A 16,190-nucleotide genomic window follows, 5' to 3' on the forward strand; every position below is an offset into this window, starting at 1 on the left:
TGATCCGGTGGTTCTGTATGGAAGGGCCATCGCTCAACGGATAAAAGGTACTCCGGGGATAACAGGCTGATACCGCCCAAGAGTTCATATCGACGGCGGTGTTTGGCACCTCGATGTCGGCTCATCACATCCTGGGGCTGAAGCCGGTCCCAAGGGTATGGCTGTTCGCCATTTAAAGTGGTACGCGAGCTGGGTTTAGAACGTCGTGAGACAGTTCGGTCCCTATCTGCCGTGGACGTTTGAGATTTGAGAGGGGCTGCTCCTAGTACGAGAGGACCGGAGTGGACGAACCTCTGGTGTTCCGGTTGTCACGCCAGTGGCATTGCCGGGTAGCTATGTTCGGAAAAGATAACCGCTGAAAGCATCTAAGCGGGAAACTTGCCTCAAGATGAGATCTCACTGGGACCTTGAGTCCCCTGAAGGGCCGTCGAAGACTACGACGTTGATAGGCAGGGTGTGTAAGCGCTGTGAGGCGTTGAGCTAACCTGTACTAATTGCCCGTGAGGCTTGACCATATAACACCCAAGCAATTTGCTGATCCTGCTCTGGAAACGGAGAAAGGCGCCAGATTGCGGTGTGTGAAGACGAAATGAACCGAAAGTTCGAGTCAAAACCCACAAACTATCACATACCCATTCGCTGGAACGTGACCGCAAGGCACGCGCTGGCTACCGAATTTCTTGACGACCAAAGAGCATTGGAACCACCTGATCCCATCCCGAACTCAGAAGTGAAACGATGCATCGCCGATGGTAGTGTGGGGTTTCCCCATGTGAGAGTAGGTCATCGTCAAGATTAAATTCCGAAACCCCTATCTGCTGACGCAGGTAGGGGTTTTGTTTTATCTGTAATAAAACCGGCCGAAGCTCGTGGTAAATTTGCGCAGTTATTTTCGAGCTGGCGCACTAGAATAGCCCCACCTTAGTTGAGCCAGAGCGCTATATGCCCGATCCGTCAGACATCGATAGGTTGTCAGATCTACCCTTGGACGGTCTGGTGGCGTGTCATGAATGCGACTTGTTGATGCGCAAGCCACAGCTTGCCCGCGGCGAAAAAGCCGAATGCCCCCGCTGTGGATACGAACTTTATGCACACCGACATAACGTGGTCGAACGTAGCCTCGCCCTGGTAGTTGCGGCTTTGCTGTTGTTTGTGCCGGCGAACTTTTTACCCATCATGCAGCTCAATCTGCTCGGACAGTCGTCCCAGGACACCGTCTGGAGTGGCGTGGTCGGGCTGTTCAGTACCGGTATGCACGGTGTATCGGTGGTGGTGTTCCTGTGCAGCATGGGGATTCCGCTGCTCAAGTTGCTCTGTCAGCTGATTGTGCTGCTGAGCATTCGCTGGAACGTCGGGCGAAGTTACGGCTTGTTGTTGTACCGCACTTACCATCACTTAAGGGATTGGGGGATGCTCGAGGTCTATTTCATGGGCGTGCTGGTTGCCATCGTCAAACTTGCCGACATGGCGGCTATTACCGTGGGCCTGGGCCTGGTGTGTTTTGTCAGCTTGTTGCTGGTTCAGGTCTGGCTGGAAGTGGTGATGTCACCGCATCAGATCTGGCAGGCGCTGTCAGGAGAGGATTCTCATGCGGGCGATTGATGCGGGCATTCTGATCTGCGTCGAATGTCACGAGTTGAATCGACAGGATGCAGGCGCTGACAAACAGACCTGCTCCCGTTGTGGCGCACGCATCCATCCCCGTCGTCCGAACAGCCTCATGCGGACCTGGGCATTATTGATCACGGCCGCGATTCTCTATATTCCGGCCAATATGCTGCCGATCATGACCATCAATTCGCTGGGCCAGGGATCGCCCAGCACCATAATGGCCGGCGTCATCGAGCTGGTTCAGCACGGCATGATCCCCATTGCCGCGGTGGTGTTTGTTGCCAGTATCGTCGTGCCCACTTTCAAGCTGGTGGGGCTCGCCTTGTTGTTGTTTTCGGTGCAACGGCACCAGCCAATGTCCGCGCGTCAGCGCATCCTCATGTATCGCTTCATTGAGTTCATCGGCCGCTGGTCGATGCTGGACATTTTCGTAATCGCAATCCTGGTGGCGGTGGTCAATTTCGGGCGGCTTGCCAGTGTTGAAGCCGGTCTCGGTGCCATCGCCTTTGCCAGCGTAGTGATTTTGACAATGATTGCCGCAGTTACCTTCGATCCCCGACTGATTTGGGATAACACGGAGTCGGATGACGACCATGACTGATTTGCCTACTGCTAAAACCCGACCGGCTTCGAACTGGTCGGCCATCTGGGTCTTGCCGCTGATTGCCTTGATCATCGGCGGTTGGCTCGGCTGGCGGGCTTATAACGAGACCGGTATCGAGATCAGCGTACGTTTTGAAAGCGGTGAGGGCATCCAGGTCAACAAGACCGAGATCGTCTACAAAGGCATGACGGTGGGCAAGGTAAAGGACCTTACGCTTGATGACGAGGGCAGCTCGAAAGGCGTTATCGCGACCGTCGAAATGAACAAGGACGTCGAGCAATACCTCAAGACCGGCACACGTTTCTGGCTGGTCAAGCCGAGTGTGAGCCTGGCCGGGATCACCGGCCTGGAGACGCTGGTATCAGGCAACTACGTGGCCATAAGCCCGGGAGAAGGCGAATCGACACGCAAGTTCAAGGCCTTGGCCGAAGAGCCGCCGCTATCGGACGCCAAACCAGGTTTGCACCTGACAATCAAGGCTGAGCGCCTGGGTTCGCTGGACCGTGGCAGCCCGGTTTTCTACAAACAGATTCAAGTTGGCCAGGTGAAAAGTTATTCCCTGTCCGAAGATCAGCGCACAGTCGAGGTCAAGGTCTTCATCGAGCCGACCTACGCCAGCCTGGTTCGCAAACACACACGGTTCTGGAACGCCAGCGGCATCAGCATCGATGCCAACCTGTCGGGCGTCAAAGTACGCAGTGAATCACTGGCCAGTATCGTGGCCGGCGGTATCGCGTTCGCCACGCCGGAAAACCGCAAGGACAGCCCGCCCACGGACCCAAGCCTGCCGTTTCGTCTGTACGAAGACTTCGATGCGGCCGCCGCCGGGATCCGGGTAAAGGTCAAGCTCAGCGATTTCGAAGGGTTACAGGCGGGGCGCACGCCGGTCATGTACAAAGGTATCCAGGTTGGTAGCCTGAAGACGTTGAAGGTCGACCCCGACTTGTCCAGCGCCAGCGCCGAGCTGACCCTTGATCCTTTGGCCGAGGACTACCTGGTGACCGGCACTCAGTTCTGGGTCGTCAAGCCATCGATTTCCCTCGCGGGTATCACTGGCCTCGAAGCGCTGGTCAAGGGTAACTACATCGCCGTGCGCCCGGGCGACAAGGGCGCGGCGCCGCAGCGCGAATTCGAAGCCAGGGCGAAGGCTCCGCCATTGGACCTGCGTTCCCCTGGCCTGCATCTGGTGCTGCTGACTGAGAATCTGGGATCGCTGGAAGTCGGCAGTCCGATTCTCTACAAGCAGGTCAAGGTCGGCTCGGTGCAGAGCTACCAATTCTCCCGCAAGAAAAAACAGTTGATCATCGGTGTGCACATCGAGAAGGAATACGAAGGGTTGGTGAACGGTTCGACGCGATTCTGGAACGCCAGCGGCGTCACCCTCACGGGCGGTCTGACTGGCGGGATACAGGTCAAGAGCGAGTCCCTGCAGAGCCTGATGGCCGGCGGGATCGCCTTCGAGACGCCGGAGCCGAATGTACCGTTGAAAAGACGCATCCCTCGGTTCCGTTTGCATGAAGACCGCGAAGCGGCACAGCAGAACGGCACGGTCGTGACGATCAAGGTCGATCGCGCCGACGGCTTGCGCAGCGGTACGCCGATCCGTTTCAAGGGGCTGGATGTGGGCAAGATCGAGAACGTCGATCTCAGCGCCGACATGCAGTCGGTGCTGGTCACCGCGCGTATCACCGAGGTGCCGGAGCGTATCGCCCGCGTCGGGACCCAGTTCTGGGTGGTCAAGCCAGAGCTGGGGTTGATGAAGACGTCGAACCTGGAAACCCTGGTGACCGGTCAATACATCGAAGTGCAGCCCGCTGTGAAAAGCCAGGGCCCACAGAAAAGCTTTGTTGCGTTGGCCGAACCACCCGAAAGCGCGGTTCCGGAGGCTGGTTTGAGCCTGGTATTGAGTGCGGCGCGCCGTGGTTCGTTGAAGATTGGCGTGCCGGTGACCTATCGCGAGGTGACGGTGGGTAAAGTCACGGGATACGAATTGGGCCAGACGGCGGACCGGGTGCTGGTCCATATCCTGATCGAGCCCAAGTATGCGCCGTTGGTGCGCAGCGGCACTCGCTTCTGGAACAGCAGCGGTTTTGGCCTGGACTTCGGCCTGTTCAAGGGCGCGACGGTGCGGACCGAGTCGTTGGAGACACTGATCCAGGGCGGTATCGCTTTTGCGACACCGGACGGCGAGCGGATGGGCAACCCGGCGCGGCCGCAGCAGACGTTCCCGCTGTTCGACAAGTTTGAAGATGAGTGGCTGACCTGGGCGCCGAAGATCACGCTCGGCAAGTGAGCTTATAGGATGTGACACCTGTGGCGAGGGAGCTTGCTCCCGCTGGGCCGGTCCGACGCTTCGGGCGTAGCGGCCCCAAAGCCTGCGACCGCTGCGCAGTCGAGCGGGAGCAAGCTCCCTCGCCACGGAGTATGCGATAACAAAAAAGGCCGCGATCCAATGGATCGCGGCCTTTTTCATACCCGGCTATTCACCTCAGACCGGATCCAGCTCCGGCTCATCGGCCTGGACGTTCACCGTGGCTTTCACCGCATCGTGACGACGGATGTACTTCCAGTCCGCCTCGTCGATGTAGATGCCGTTCGGGCCGCTGCCGCCTTCCAGGTCGATGGCGACACTGGCGCAAACCTGCGGCTTCACACTGGCGAGGATCGGCACGAAGCCCAGTTGCAAGCTGGTTTCCAGCAGCGCTGCCTGGTTCTTCTCGTCGATGTCCGCCGCTTCGTCCAGATAGTACGGCAGGCGCACGCGACCAGCCTGTTCGCGGTCCATCAGGTGCAGCAACAAGTACATGTTGGTCAGCGCCTTGATGGTCATGGTGGTGCCGTTGGACGCCGCGCCGTCGATGTCGGTGTGGATCACTGGCTGGCCGTTGACCTTGGTGATCTCGAACGCCAGTTCGAACAGGTCCTTGAGGCCGAGCTGGTTGTGGTTTGCCGCCACCAGCCGCGCCAGGTATTCCTTGGCTTCTTCGTTCTTGTTGTCCTGCTCGGCGCTCTGGCTCAGATCGAACACCGACAGCGTCTCGCCTTCTTCGTACTGGCCGGCGCTGTGGATGATCTGGTCGATGTGCTTGAGCGCTTCCTTGTTCGGCGCCAGGACGATGCGGAAGCTTTGCAGGTTGGACACCTGGCGCTTGTTGATCTCGCGGTTGAACAGCGCCAACTGGTGTTCGAGGCTGTCGTAGTCGCTGCGGATGTTACGCAAGGTCCGGGCGATGTCGGTGACGGCCGCACGGCGCGCCTTGCCCAGGGTCAGGGCTTCGTCGGTGCGGTGGGCATAGGCGTTGATCAGCAGTTGCAGACGGCGCTCCATGTCGTCTTCGCTGTCGAACTTGGCCACGCCCTTGAGGCGCACCTGGGCGTACAGCGCTTCGATCTGGCCATCGACCCGTAACAGGCCCTGCCAACTGTCCTGATAATCGTTGAGCAGCGGCAACAGGTTGTCCATGGAGTCGTCGACCGGGTCCATGAACGGCGTGCCGAATGGCAGGTCCGCCGGCAGCAACTGACGACGGCGCAGGGCATCGTCGAGGGTGCGTTGCTTGGCTTCCATGTCGGCGATCTGCCGGCCCACCAGTTGCAACTTGGCGGACAATTGCTGGACGCGCTCGGTGAAGGCATCGCTGGAGCGCTTGAGTTCGTCCTGGGCGGCTTCCATCTGCGCCAGTTGCTCGAGTTTCTCGCTTTCCTCGGCGCTCAAGGTCTGGGTGCGACGGAAATCCTCCAGGGCTTTCTGTGCATCCAGCACCTGCTGGTACAGCGCTTCTGTCTGGGTCTTGCTCGCGGCACGGTCGGCGGCCACGGCTTGTTGGGTCTTGAGCTGCTTGAGCTCTTTTTCCAGACGCTCTTTCTGATCGCGCAGCGCGGCGCGGTCGGCAAGCGCTTGCAGGGCCGGCGGTTCGATGTGGGACAGGTCGATGGACAGGCCGGGCACTTCGAAGCGCTCGCCCTTGAAGCCGTCGAGAATCAGCTCCATGGATTTGACCCACTCGCCATTCTCGTCCAGCGCGATGCCGTGTTCGCCCAGCGGCAGGCTGAACAAAGCGCTGTTGAACAGGCGCATCAGGCGCTCGACGTCCTGCTGGGAGAATTCTTCGCGCAGGCGGGCGTAGCTGTTGTTGTCGGCGTGATCGAGTTGCTGCTTGACCGACTTCAGGCGTTTTTCCAGATCCCGCAGGCGCTCTTCCAGGTCTTCGGCGCTGAACTGCCGGGACTGAGCCAGAGCGCCGGCCAGTTCGTCGTGGGCGTCTTTGGCGGCGAGCAGTTGCTGCTCCAGGACCTTGACGTTGTCCACCAGGGCAAAGCGATGCTTGAGCACCGACAGTTCGCCGAGCCAGCGCTGGATGCCGCTGATTTCACGCTCCAGGCGCATCAGCTCCTGGGTGCCGCCGCGCTGGTCGTTCTGCAGCGAATCCTGCTCGTTGCGGTAGTGCTCGGCCTGGATGGTCAGCTCTTCCTTGCGCGCACTCGCATAGTCCGACCAGGTGCCCAGCAGCGAGTCGAGCAATGGCGACAGGCGATGCAGTTTGCCGCGCAGGATATCGCGCTGCTTCACGCCGTTGGCCAAGGCTTCCACCAACGGGCCGGCCGCCACCAGGGAGTTGTAGTCCTGTTCCATGCGTCGCACGTCGCGGAAGGCTTCTTCGCACGCGGCTATGTAGTCCACGCTGCCGGAGCGCAGGCTGTGCTCGAAGGCATCGAGGAACAGTTGCTTGAGCTTGGCGGCGGTGATTTCGCGCATGTGCAGCAGGTTGATGAACAACGCGCGGAAGGTCTTGAGGCTTTGCTCGCTGGTGGAGCGCAGCGGGATCAGCGTCAGGTCCAGGGGAATCGAGGTGTGTCCGCCGACCAGCAGACGACGCAGTTCATCCGGCTTGAGTTCGTAGGCCTTCAGGCCTTCGCGCTCCAGATTGGTGAACAGCTCTTTCTGGCGCAGGCAAGTGTCATCTTTCTGATAGTGGGCCAGGTCCAGTTTGCCGGCGTAGGCAAAGAACTGATGGCCGAAACCGCCGCCAGGGCCGCGACCGACCACGCCAATCACGTGCGGGCCGTGGGGCAGGGCAACTTCCACGAGGATGTAGCTGGTGTCCGAGGCGAAGTAGAAACGCCGGGATTGCTCCAGGCTGTACTTGCCGAAGCTCATGTCCGACATGCGCGCCAGGATCGGGAACTGCAAAGCGTTGATCGAGGCGGATTTACCGAGGTTGTTCGCGCCGTAAACTGATAACGGTTCTTCCAGCGGGAACAGGCCGAGGCTATAGCCGGCGGTGTTCAAAAGGGCAAAGCGGCGGATGCCGTAGCGTTCCGTGCTCATGCGTCGGTCTCCTGTTCTTCGGCAATGGCACGGGCCAGTGCGTCTTCTTCACTTTCACCGTCGAATTCACTGAGGTCCAGCGGGTCATCGGTCTGCAGCAGTTTTTCGTCGCTGTCTTCGTCGATCAGTACCGGCGCCGGCAGCGGCAACACGCTGTGCAGGCTAGCGGCCAGGTCGCGGTCCTGCTGGACCGACAGGCAGACGTCGAGAAAACGATGCATCGGCGGCAGGAAGCGATACACGCCGTTTTCTTCGCTGGCAAAACCCAGCTGGGTCATGCGGCGCATGATTTTTTCTTCCAGCTCTTCCTGGGTCTGTACTTCGGCCTGGATGAACAGGTCGCGGTATTTTTCCAGCAGCGACGGCAACTCATCGCGGCCGAGGCTGCCACCGTCGAGCACGGCGATTGGGTCGCGACCCTGATCGGCCAGGTGTTCGACGAGGATGAAGGTGAACAGGGCCAGGCGCTGGGCGGTCTTGTTCACCGCGGCGGCGGCCAGGTCGGGGACGAAGTAATAGAAGCCGCGGGTATCGCACACCAGTTCGAAGCCCAGGGCCTTGAACAGCGTGCGGTACTGGTCCTGGAAGTTCGACAGTTGCGCGTACAGCTCCGGGTCGCGGCGGCTGACGTGGTAACCCTTGAACAGCTCGCGAAAGATCGGCGCCAGCTGGGACAGTTCGGATAGATCAAGATGCATGGGGGATGCTCGCAGAATCCTCGGCGGCGGTGTCGCCGGCCGAGAGCAGGGCGAAGGAGCGCAGGCTGACCTGATGCTCGTGGGTGTGATAATCGCGGCGTTCCAGACGCTCGCGCTTGAAACGTTTTTCCCGCGACAGGCGCGAGAACCAGTACAGCAATTCGTCGGTGGCGCCGTCCGGTTCCTGCTCCAGCAGCCAGCTCATCAGGTCCGGCATCGGCAGGGCGTCTTCGCAACGCTCGACCATCTCGCGCACGGTTCGCGGCGCCCGTGGTGCCTCACCGCCCTTGTGGGTCTTGTGGGACTTTGGAAAGCGCGCCGGTTTGGGCTCGAAACGGGCCAGGGCGTAGACATAGGCTTCGACCTGGCTGGCACTGCCCAAAAACGTACTTTGCGGCCGGGTGAACAGCGGCATGGCGGCTTGCGGCACGGCATCGATGCCCTTGCGGCGAATGGCCGCCAGGGCCAGCGCCGCGCCACGGGTCACGGCGTTGTGGCGGCGGGCCTCTTCACGCAGCGGCAGGAGCAGTTCCCGGGCGTGGCGCAGGGTCAATTGGGCGCTGGTCTGCATTTCGAGGATGCGTGCATGGGTGCGCAGCAGCATGTCGTCGTCGACAAGGTGGCCGAGGCGCTGTTGTTCGGTGAGCATGCGCAACAGCACGTTCTCGACCTTGCGCACGCCTTGCTCGAAGGCGCCGTCGGCGTTCACCAACTGAATCATCGGTTCGACGTATTCGTCCCAGGTCGCCAGTACTTCGGCGTAGCGCTGGCGCAGCGGAATCTGCCGGTCGCTGGTCTTGGCCCGTTCGGCCACGGCCACCAGTGCCTGCTCATCGTTGGCGAGCTTCTTCAGGACGTCGCGCACGCGCATGTCCAGCAAGCGCAACTGGCGGGCCAGGTCATTGCCGTCGCGCACCTCGAAAGCGTCCTGGATGTAACCGGCCAGGCGCTCGAGGTGGCGCAGGTAGGCTTCGATTTCCAGGCACAGGCCCAGGCGGTGTTCGCGGCGAAGGTAGGCGAGGAAGTCGTGGATCTGGGCGTTGAGCTCGAAACGGTTGGGGCTTTTCGCCACCGGCACGAGGATGTCCAGGCGGATCCACACGTCCAGCAGGTGGGTAATGTCCTGGGGCGTGCTGTCCAGTTGTTGGGCGGCCAGTTGTGAACGCAGTTCGTTGAGGCTCAGGGTGCCCTGGTCGAAGTGCTCGCACAAAGGTTCCAGCAATGCCCAGTGTTCAGCAAGGGCGCGCAAGACGCGCTTGGGTTCGATCATCGCAATGGCCGTCGGGTTGGCAATTAAAAGCGGCGATTGTACTGCATCGCGCCGGTTGCTATTCACCCCCGAGACGGACTGTCGTCGCGTATCGCTCAACTATCGGCTCAACAGGGAAGCGATCCGCGCCGAAGGGCGGTAGAATCCTCCCCACTTCAGTTATCCACAAGTGGCCGACCCTTTGCTTATCGAGTCCCGCCGCCGCGCCTATCTGACCGCCATGCAGGTGGTCAACTGGCTGCCGCGTACCGAATTGCCATTTGCCGCCCCGTCGCGGCCCGAGCTGCTGGAAGCGCCTGAGCCGATGGAGGTCGCGCCGCCCCAGGCCGCGCCCGTCGCCAAGACCGTTGCCGAACCGTTGGCGCCCGCTGTCGAACGGCCGAAAGTCGAAGTCCCGCGTCCGAGCCTGGCCTCGACCCGGACCAACGCCAAACCGGTGGAAGAGGTCGACGAAGCGCCGGCCCCGGTGAAGGTTGCACAGGTGCCGCCGCCACGTTTCGCCCTGCAACTGCTGCGAGCCGGGCGTTGCCTGCTGCTGGTGGAGTTACCCACCGGCGAACCCTTCCAGAGCCGCGATCCAGCCTATTTGCTGCTCAAGGACATGCTGCGTGCCGCCGGCCTGCCGGACAGCCCGCAAATCATCGGCGAGCCGGTGCGCTGGCCATTGTTGTCGCGCGGCACGATGGACCAGGGGCCGGAGGCGGCGCGGGATTTTGTCCAGGGATTTGTTTCGGCGCGTCTGGAAGATGAACCGTGCGTGTGTCTGTGGCTGATCGGCCTGCCGGCAGTGAGGTTCGCCGGCGAGGCGGATGCCGAAGCGTTCAACCGTGAGTTGCAGGTCGAAGGCCTGGGCTCGGCCTGGGCATTGCCTGGACTGGAATCGTTAATGGAAACGCCACGCCACAAGGCTGACGTCTGGCAAGCCATGCGCCGGCTGATGGCGCGCTGGAAAGAATCGAATGAGTGACGCTGTATCGTTCCGCCCGATGACCGAGGCGGACCTCGACGCTGTACTGAAGATCGAATACGCGGCCTACAGCCATCCCTGGACCCGCGGGATATTTCTCGACGGGCTGGGCAAATACCAGATCTGGTTGATGTTCGAAGGCCAGCAGCAAGTCGGCCATGGCGTGGTGCAGATAATCCTCGATGAAGCGCACCTGCTCAATATCACCGTCAAGCCGGAAAACCAGGGGCGCGGCCTGGGTTTGCGGCTCTTGGAACACTTGATGTCGATTGCCTACAAGGCGGAGGCACGCGAATGCTTCCTGGAAGTGCGCGACAGCAATCGCACGGCGTTCCGGTTGTATGAGCGTTACGGTTTCAACGAGATTGGCCGGCGGCGGGATTACTACCCGGCGGTGGGCGGGCGTGAAGATGCGGTGGTCATGGCCTGTACCTTGGTGGACTGAACTGCCACGACCCATGTGGGAGCGAGCTTGCTCGCGAAGACGGCGGTACATTCAGCATTGATGCAAGCTGAATCACCGCCATCGCGAGCAAGCTCGCTCCCACAGGGGATTGGCGGCGTACATCAGATTTAAGGCAAGCAGAAGGCTAATGTGGGAGCGAGCTTGCTCGCGATGGCGGCAGTACAGTCGGCATCACTGCAAGCTGAACCACCGCTTTCGCGAGCAGGCTCGCTCCCACAAGGGACTGGCGAGGTTGTTCAGCGCTTGCCATTCAACGGGTCGATATCGGCCATTTCCGCTTCGTCCAGGCCGTCGCCGCCGCCGATATCATTTTCATCCACGACGCTCAGGTCCCAATCGGCCTGTTCACCTTCACCGGCCTCCAGGGCGTCCCTGGCGCCATCATCACGGATCAGGGTCTCGGGGCTCAGATCATCGTCGGTCGGCTGGCGGTCATCCATCGAAGCCCCCGTCATGCCTGCTTCGCGCACACGTTCGTCCGGTATCAGTTGCTCGCGCTCGTTTTCAGGCAGCTCGTCGCCGATCCTGGCCTCGTATTCATCGTCATCGAATTCCAGCTCGCGCATCGAGCCCATGCGGTCTTCGTTGTCGTCGATGGGTTCCGGTTGCACCGCATCGTAGGGACGTCGTGAATCATTCATGGCAATTCCTCATACTGTGGGCCTTACTATGAGTCGACCGGCTGCGGTGCCAGGAATTCCAACGCGCTGCCGACGTGACCTCGACCGGCGGTCGTCTGTCACAGTTGCGCACTCTCTATCGAGGCTGGACAGCATGAATGAATTACAAGATCTGATTGATAACAACGCGCGCTGGGCCGATGCGATCAAGCAGGAGGATCCTGACTTCTTCGCCAAGCTGGCTCGTCAGCAAACCCCCGAATACCTGTGGATCGGCTGCTCCGACGCGCGAGTGCCGGCCAACGAAATTGTCGGCATGTTGCCAGGTGATCTGTTTGTGCACCGTAACGTGGCCAACGTGGTGTTGCACACCGACCTGAACTGCCTTTCGGTGATCCAGTACGCGGTGGACGTGCTCAAGGTCAAGCACATCCTGGTCACCGGCCATTACGGCTGCGGCGGCGTGCGTGCCTCTATGCAGGACCGCCAGCTCGGCCTGATCGACGGCTGGCTGCGCTCGATTCGCGACTTGTACTACGAGCACCGCGAAGCGTTGGCCAAATTGCCGACCGAAGAGGAACAGGTCGACCGCCTATGTGAACTCAACGTGATCCAGCAGGTGGCGAACGTCGGTCACACCAGCATCGTCCAGAATGCCTGGCACCGCGGGCAGAAACTGTCCATTCATGGTTGCATCTACGGGATCAAGGACGGGCGCTGGAAAAGCCTGGACACCACGATCAGCGGTTTCGAGCAGTTGCCGCCGCAGTATCGCTTGCGTCCTGTAGACGCGCCCTGAGCGTAGACGTCAGTGATCAGCATCGTCGCTGATTGACGGCAGCGGCGCTTTCCCGCGTCAGCCAAGGCTCACGCGGGAAGGCTCCGTCAGGTTCAGACTGATTCAGCTGGCAGCGGCATCGGCACCTTCAATTGCTGAAGTTGCGACTTGATCGCCGGCGCCGCGCATTTTGTCGCCGCTTCGGCCGGCGTCAGTTTGCGAATCGAGGTATAGAACAACTCGCAGGTCTTCTCTTTCTGGGTAACCTGCCAGGTCTGCGTGCATTGGCTCAGTTGCTGGGTCGGATCGGTATCGGGCTTGCTGCCCATCCCGGCTTGCCAGCATGCGGCGCTCAGGTCCTGTCCCATGACTTTCAAGCCGGCAGCATCTGCCTTGGCTTGGTCACCGTCATAGCTTTCAGGGTCGGCGGCGTACCAGATATAGCTGGGGTGATTGGAGCCGAGTACCGGAACCTTGACGCCTTCTGTCGGTGTGATGGTCGCCAGGCCGAGCACATTCACGGTCGGGCCGTACTGGGTCTTGATCCAGTTCCGAACCGGGGCGCCGAAGGCCACCATCGGCAGTGCATTGCCGCTGGCGTTCTGGCTGACCTGCTTGACCATGGTGGTCTGGTAGTCGTTGAAATAATCGTAGACGCCTTCCAGCGCCTGGCCGGCGTTGGACGGGGCGGCGATCGGCGCGATGTCGATGATCGTCTGGTAAGCCGGCGTCTGGTCGGCGGCGATGCCATTGGCGGTCAGCAGCGTGGCCCAGCGGTCGGTAGTGGCCGATTCGAGGTAATCCTGGGCCTGGGTCAGCGAGTAATCCGGCGGGAAGTGCAGCAACTCGACGCTCTTGCGGTTTTCCAGGGCCATGCCCAGGGGCAGGAACAGGTACCAGTTGTAGGCCCACTTTTTGTCATTGTTGAGTTTCGTCGCGCCGTTGTACGCCAGGTCTCCGGCGTTGAGCAGGGCGGCCAGCGGTTGGCCGTAGCTTTTCGGCACCCCGCTGATGTTCGCGTAGACGATGTCGTTATCGCGCTTGACGCTGACCTTGGCCGCACCGTAGCCGTCGCGTTGCACGCTTTGCGTCAGGTAATGCTCGACGGTCTGCTCCAGCGTCCAGTTGCGAAAACAGATGACGTTGCAGTTGTTGGGGTAGGCGAAGAGACGGGTGACACGTTCGGTACTGCCCAGTTGTACATCGATGTCGGCGGCATGGGCGGCGGCACTGAAGGCCAGGGCGGCGAGAGAGAATACGGCGAGTTTGGACATGCTCAGATCCTTTTCAGCGTGTGGGTCCCTTTGAACAGGGTGTATCCATACTGAAACAGACGGAGCCGAAGAAGAAGTGGGCCGATGTAAATATCGGCCCTTTTTTATGGCTTTATGGCATCACCGGCGGCAAATAGGTCAGCGTGGTCCCCAAGGCCCAGAGCAGTACCAGCACCAGAGGGGTGTGCACCAGCAACTGTACAAACGAAAAACCGATCAGATCCCTGGCCTTCAGCCCCAGGACACCCAGCAGCGGCAGCATGTAGAACGGATTGATCAGGTTCGGCAGCGCCTCGGCGGCGTTATAGATTTGCACCGCCCAGCCCAGGTGATAGTTCAGGTCATTGGCCACCTGCATGACGTAGGGCGCTTCGATGATCCACTTGCCCCCGCCCGAGGGAATGAAGAAGCCCAGCACCGCCGAATAGACGCCCATCAACAAGGCGTAGGTGTCATGCGACGCGATCTGTACGAAAAAGGTCGAGATATGGTGGGCCAGCGTCTGCGCGTCGCTGCCCTTGACCGTGGTCAGCAGCGCGGCGATCGAACCGTACAGCGGAAACTGGATCAACACCCCGGTGGTGGTCGGCACCGCGCGGGCCACGGCGTCGAGAAAGCTGCGCGGGCGCCAGTGCAGCAATGCACCGAGCATGATGAAGAGGAAGTTGTAGGTGTTCAGCCCGGAAATGGCACTGATCGCAGGCTTGGTGGAAAACTCATGGAACAGCCAGCCGGCAGCCAGCAGCACCAAGGCGATGGTCAACAGCGGGCTGTGTTCCAGCCATTCTCCTGGACGGGTGCGAGGCTGCAACGCCGACATGCTGAAACTCGGATCGATCCCGCAGGCGGCGGCATCACGGGCGCTGTTGGGCCCTGGAGCGGTGGCGTAGGCGACGATCAGCGAAATCACGATCAGCGCCAGCAACATCACCCCGGACTGCCAGAGGAAAATGGTCTGGGTGAACGGAATGACGCCCGTGATGGACAGGATCGATGGCGGCAGGCTGGCCGGGTTGGCCTGCAGTTGCGCGGCCGATGAAGACAATCCCAGCGCCCACACCGCGCCCAGGCCCAGATAGGCGGCGGCACCAGCGGCGCGATAATCCATTTTCAAGTCGCTGCGCCGGGCGAGTGCCCGCACCAGCAGGCCGCCGAACACCAGCGACAGGCCCCAGTTGAGCAGCGACGCGACCATGGAAATCAAGGCCACCCAGGCCACCGCGCTGCGGCCGTTTTTTGGAATCCGTGCCAGGCGATCGATCAGCTTGACGGCGGGCGGCGAACTGGCGACCACGTAACCGCCAATCACCACGAAGGCCATTTGCATGGTGAACGGAATCAGGCTCCAGAAGCCATCGCCAAACGCCATCGCCGCTGCCGTGGGCGTCGCGCCGATGAACTGCGTGGCGATTGCGACCACCAGCACCGCCAGCGCGGCGAAGACCCAGGAGTCGGGAAACCAGCGCTCGGCGAAACTGGAGCAGCGCAATGCGAAGCGGGCGGAGCGGCTGTCTTCAATGTCAGTGGTCACGGCAATCACCTCGGTTTTTATGGTTATGGGTATCTGGTGCGACGAAGCATCAGCGGTCGGACGCCAACGGCGGAACATTCCAATGACCGTGGAAGCCGGACCGGCGTTCGAGCGCCACTGGATTATTTTTCAGGCCGACCAGCGGCACTCTTCAGAAACAAATCGCCAAGCCGATGGCATGGGAACACAACAGATTCTCTGCCTGCCGGAGCATGCCCATGTTCAACACCCGCCTCAAGCAGGAGCTGCTGGCTCTTCGCCAAGAACTCTCGAGCATCATGCAAGTCAAGGAAAGCCTGGATCGAGAGATGTTGGCGCTGACCCTGGACGCCGAGGGGCGGGTGCAATCGGTCAATCAGAACTTTCTCGATGAGATGCACTACAAGAGCCAGGACTTGATTGGCCGCGCTGTCGAGGACCTGGTGCCGGCCTACCTGAGGTCCAACGAATTCCAGATTCGTTTCAAGACCGCGCTGACCCGCGGTGAGCACTTCTCCGGTGCCGTTCGCCTGGTACGAGGCAACGGCGACGAGGCCTGGCTACGCTCGATCCTCCAGCCGGTACGGGATGCCAATGGGCGAATCCGCTATTTCTCGATGTATTCCAGTGACCTGACCCGCACCATCGAAAATTCCCGCGAGCATGAAAACCTGATCGGCGCCTTGGTGCGTTCGACAGCGGTGATCGAGTTCGACCTGGGCGGCCACGTCCTGACAGCGAACGATCGTTTTCTCAATGCCATGGGCTACAACCTTGCGCAGATCAAGGGCAAGCACCACCGCACGTTTTGCGAACCCGAGGAGTACAACAGCGCGGCCTACCAGAACTTCTGGAAACGCCTGAACAACGGGGAATTTGTCGCCGGCCGCTTCAAGCGCATCGACAGCAATGGCCGTGAGGTGTGGCTGGAGGCGTCCTACAATCCGGTACTCGACGCCAACGAGCGTCTTTACAAAGTGGTCAAGTTCGCGACCAATATCACCGATCAGGTCAACCAGGAAAAAGCCGTCGCCGAAGCCGCCAGCATCGCCTACAGCACGTC

Annotated in this window: 12 protein-coding genes, 2 rRNA genes and 1 pseudogene (1 of these 15 only partly in view); 9 read left to right on the top strand and 6 right to left on the bottom strand. The window is 60.7% G+C overall.

Translation table 11 applies throughout. The features are described 5' to 3' along the window. The 5 genes from J3P89_RS04235 to J3P89_RS04255 form a co-directional block, all read left to right on the top strand. A 23S ribosomal RNA gene (locus tag J3P89_RS04235) occupies positions 1 to 515 on the top strand (it extends 2,377 nt beyond the left edge of the window). 164 nt (positions 516 to 679) lie between these two features. Continuing rightward, positions 680 to 795: ribosomal RNA gene (gene rrf, locus J3P89_RS04240) — 5S ribosomal RNA — on the top strand. Positions 796 to 942: 147 nt separating this feature from the next. Then, positions 943 to 1,602 (top strand): paraquat-inducible protein A, encoded by a 660-nt coding sequence (locus tag J3P89_RS04245; protein ID WP_434696787.1) that lies wholly within the window; start codon positions 943 to 945, stop codon positions 1,600 to 1,602. Further along, positions 1,589 to 2,212, top strand: coding sequence for a paraquat-inducible protein A (locus J3P89_RS04250; protein WP_434571814.1), 624 nt, complete (start codon positions 1,589 to 1,591; stop codon positions 2,210 to 2,212). The genes J3P89_RS04245 and J3P89_RS04250 overlap by 14 nt, the downstream gene beginning before the upstream one ends. Then, positions 2,205 to 4,508, top strand: coding sequence for an MlaD family protein (locus tag J3P89_RS04255; RefSeq protein WP_434571816.1), 2,304 nt, complete (start codon positions 2,205 to 2,207; stop codon positions 4,506 to 4,508). Before J3P89_RS04250 ends, J3P89_RS04255 begins: the two co-directional genes overlap by 8 nt. Before the next feature lie 195 nt (positions 4,509 to 4,703). Here the strand turns inward: J3P89_RS04255 and mksF are convergent, their stop codons facing one another. The 3 genes from mksF to mksB are packed head-to-tail and all read right to left on the bottom strand — an operon-like array spanning position 4,704 to position 9,512. After that, complete coding sequence (gene mksF / locus J3P89_RS04260; RefSeq protein WP_434696788.1) at positions 4,704 to 7,544, bottom strand: Mks condensin complex protein MksF; 2,841 nt, start codon at positions 7,542 to 7,544, stop codon at positions 4,704 to 4,706. Further along, entirely contained in the window at positions 7,541 to 8,242 is a 702-nt protein-coding gene (gene mksE / locus J3P89_RS04265; RefSeq protein WP_434558641.1) for an Mks condensin complex protein MksE, read from the bottom strand. The genes mksF and mksE overlap by 4 nt, the downstream gene beginning before the upstream one ends. Then, positions 8,232 to 9,512 carry an Mks condensin complex protein MksB gene (mksB, locus tag J3P89_RS04270; protein WP_305498806.1) on the bottom strand — a complete coding sequence of 427 codons (1,281 nt, stop codon included), beginning with the start codon at positions 9,510 to 9,512 and terminating at the stop codon, positions 8,232 to 8,234. Before mksB ends, mksE begins: the two co-directional genes overlap by 11 nt. A gap of 181 nt (positions 9,513 to 9,693) precedes the next feature. Here mksB and J3P89_RS04275 point away from each other — a divergent pair, with 181 nt between their 5' ends. Both J3P89_RS04275 and rimI read left to right on the top strand, forming a co-directional pair. Further along, positions 9,694 to 10,479 carry an energy transducer TonB gene (locus J3P89_RS04275; RefSeq protein WP_434628299.1) on the top strand — a complete coding sequence of 262 codons (786 nt, stop codon included), beginning with the start codon at positions 9,694 to 9,696 and terminating at the stop codon, positions 10,477 to 10,479. Then, positions 10,472 to 10,924, top strand: a complete 453-nt coding sequence (rimI, locus tag J3P89_RS04280) for a ribosomal protein S18-alanine N-acetyltransferase (RefSeq protein ID WP_003205585.1) — start codon at positions 10,472 to 10,474, stop codon at positions 10,922 to 10,924. Before J3P89_RS04275 ends, rimI begins: the two co-directional genes overlap by 8 nt. A 257-nt stretch (positions 10,925 to 11,181) precedes the next feature. On the opposite strand, the gene J3P89_RS04285 is transcribed toward rimI, so the two are convergent. Beyond that, complete coding sequence (locus tag J3P89_RS04285; protein ID WP_434601841.1) at positions 11,182 to 11,586, bottom strand: serine kinase/phosphatase; 405 nt, start codon at positions 11,584 to 11,586, stop codon at positions 11,182 to 11,184. Between the two features lie 133 nt (positions 11,587 to 11,719). Between J3P89_RS04285 and can the strand changes: the two genes are divergently transcribed. After that, on the top strand, positions 11,720 to 12,364 hold the full coding sequence (can, locus tag J3P89_RS04290; RefSeq protein ID WP_434655675.1) for a carbonate dehydratase: 645 nt from the start codon (positions 11,720 to 11,722) through the stop codon (positions 12,362 to 12,364). A gap of 92 nt (positions 12,365 to 12,456) precedes the next feature. On the opposite strand, the gene J3P89_RS04295 is transcribed toward can, so the two are convergent. Both J3P89_RS04295 and J3P89_RS04300 read right to left on the bottom strand, forming a co-directional pair. Then, on the bottom strand, positions 12,457 to 13,617 hold the full coding sequence (locus J3P89_RS04295; protein WP_434628304.1) for a hypothetical protein: 1,161 nt from the start codon (positions 13,615 to 13,617) through the stop codon (positions 12,457 to 12,459). Positions 13,618 to 13,729: 112 nt separating this feature from the next. Next, positions 13,730 to 15,148: a short-chain fatty acid transporter gene (locus J3P89_RS04300; protein ID WP_434696789.1), complete on the bottom strand. Its 1,419-nt coding sequence runs from the start codon at positions 15,146 to 15,148 to the stop codon at positions 13,730 to 13,732. Positions 15,149 to 15,456: 308 nt separating this feature from the next. Here J3P89_RS04300 and J3P89_RS04305 point away from each other — a divergent pair. Beyond that, positions 15,457 to 16,143, top strand: a pseudogene (locus J3P89_RS04305) (PAS domain-containing protein); the annotation flags it as partial. Between the last annotated feature and the right edge of the window lie 47 nt (positions 16,144 to 16,190).

The sequence above is a fragment of the Pseudomonas sp. Z1-14 genome, assembly GCF_051132005.1.
Classification (GTDB): Bacteria; Pseudomonadota; Gammaproteobacteria; order Pseudomonadales; family Pseudomonadaceae; genus Aquipseudomonas.

What these genes read in the sequence shown, in the direction of transcription:
- J3P89_RS04245 (WP_434696787.1), top strand. Translation starts at nt 943, where the DNA reads ATGCCCGATCCGTCAGACATCGATAGGTTGTCAGATCTACCCTTGGAC.
- J3P89_RS04250 (WP_434571814.1), top strand. Translation starts at nt 1,589, where the DNA reads ATGCGGGCGATTGATGCGGGCATTCTGATCTGCGTCGAATGTCACGAG.
- J3P89_RS04255 (WP_434571816.1), top strand. Translation starts at nt 2,205, where the DNA reads ATGACTGATTTGCCTACTGCTAAAACCCGACCGGCTTCGAACTGGTCG.
- mksF (WP_434696788.1), bottom strand. Translation starts at nt 7,544, where the DNA reads ATGAGCACGGAACGCTACGGCATCCGCCGCTTTGCCCTTTTGAACACC.
- mksE (WP_434558641.1), bottom strand. Translation starts at nt 8,242, where the DNA reads ATGCATCTTGATCTATCCGAACTGTCCCAGCTGGCGCCGATCTTTCGC.
- mksB (WP_305498806.1), bottom strand. Translation starts at nt 9,512, where the DNA reads ATGATCGAACCCAAGCGCGTCTTGCGCGCCCTTGCTGAACACTGGGCA.
- rimI (WP_003205585.1), top strand. Translation starts at nt 10,472, where the DNA reads ATGAGTGACGCTGTATCGTTCCGCCCGATGACCGAGGCGGACCTCGAC.
- J3P89_RS04285 (WP_434601841.1), bottom strand. Translation starts at nt 11,586, where the DNA reads ATGAATGATTCACGACGTCCCTACGATGCGGTGCAACCGGAACCCATC.
- can (WP_434655675.1), top strand. Translation starts at nt 11,720, where the DNA reads ATGAATGAATTACAAGATCTGATTGATAACAACGCGCGCTGGGCCGAT.
- J3P89_RS04295 (WP_434628304.1), bottom strand. Translation starts at nt 13,617, where the DNA reads ATGTCCAAACTCGCCGTATTCTCTCTCGCCGCCCTGGCCTTCAGTGCC.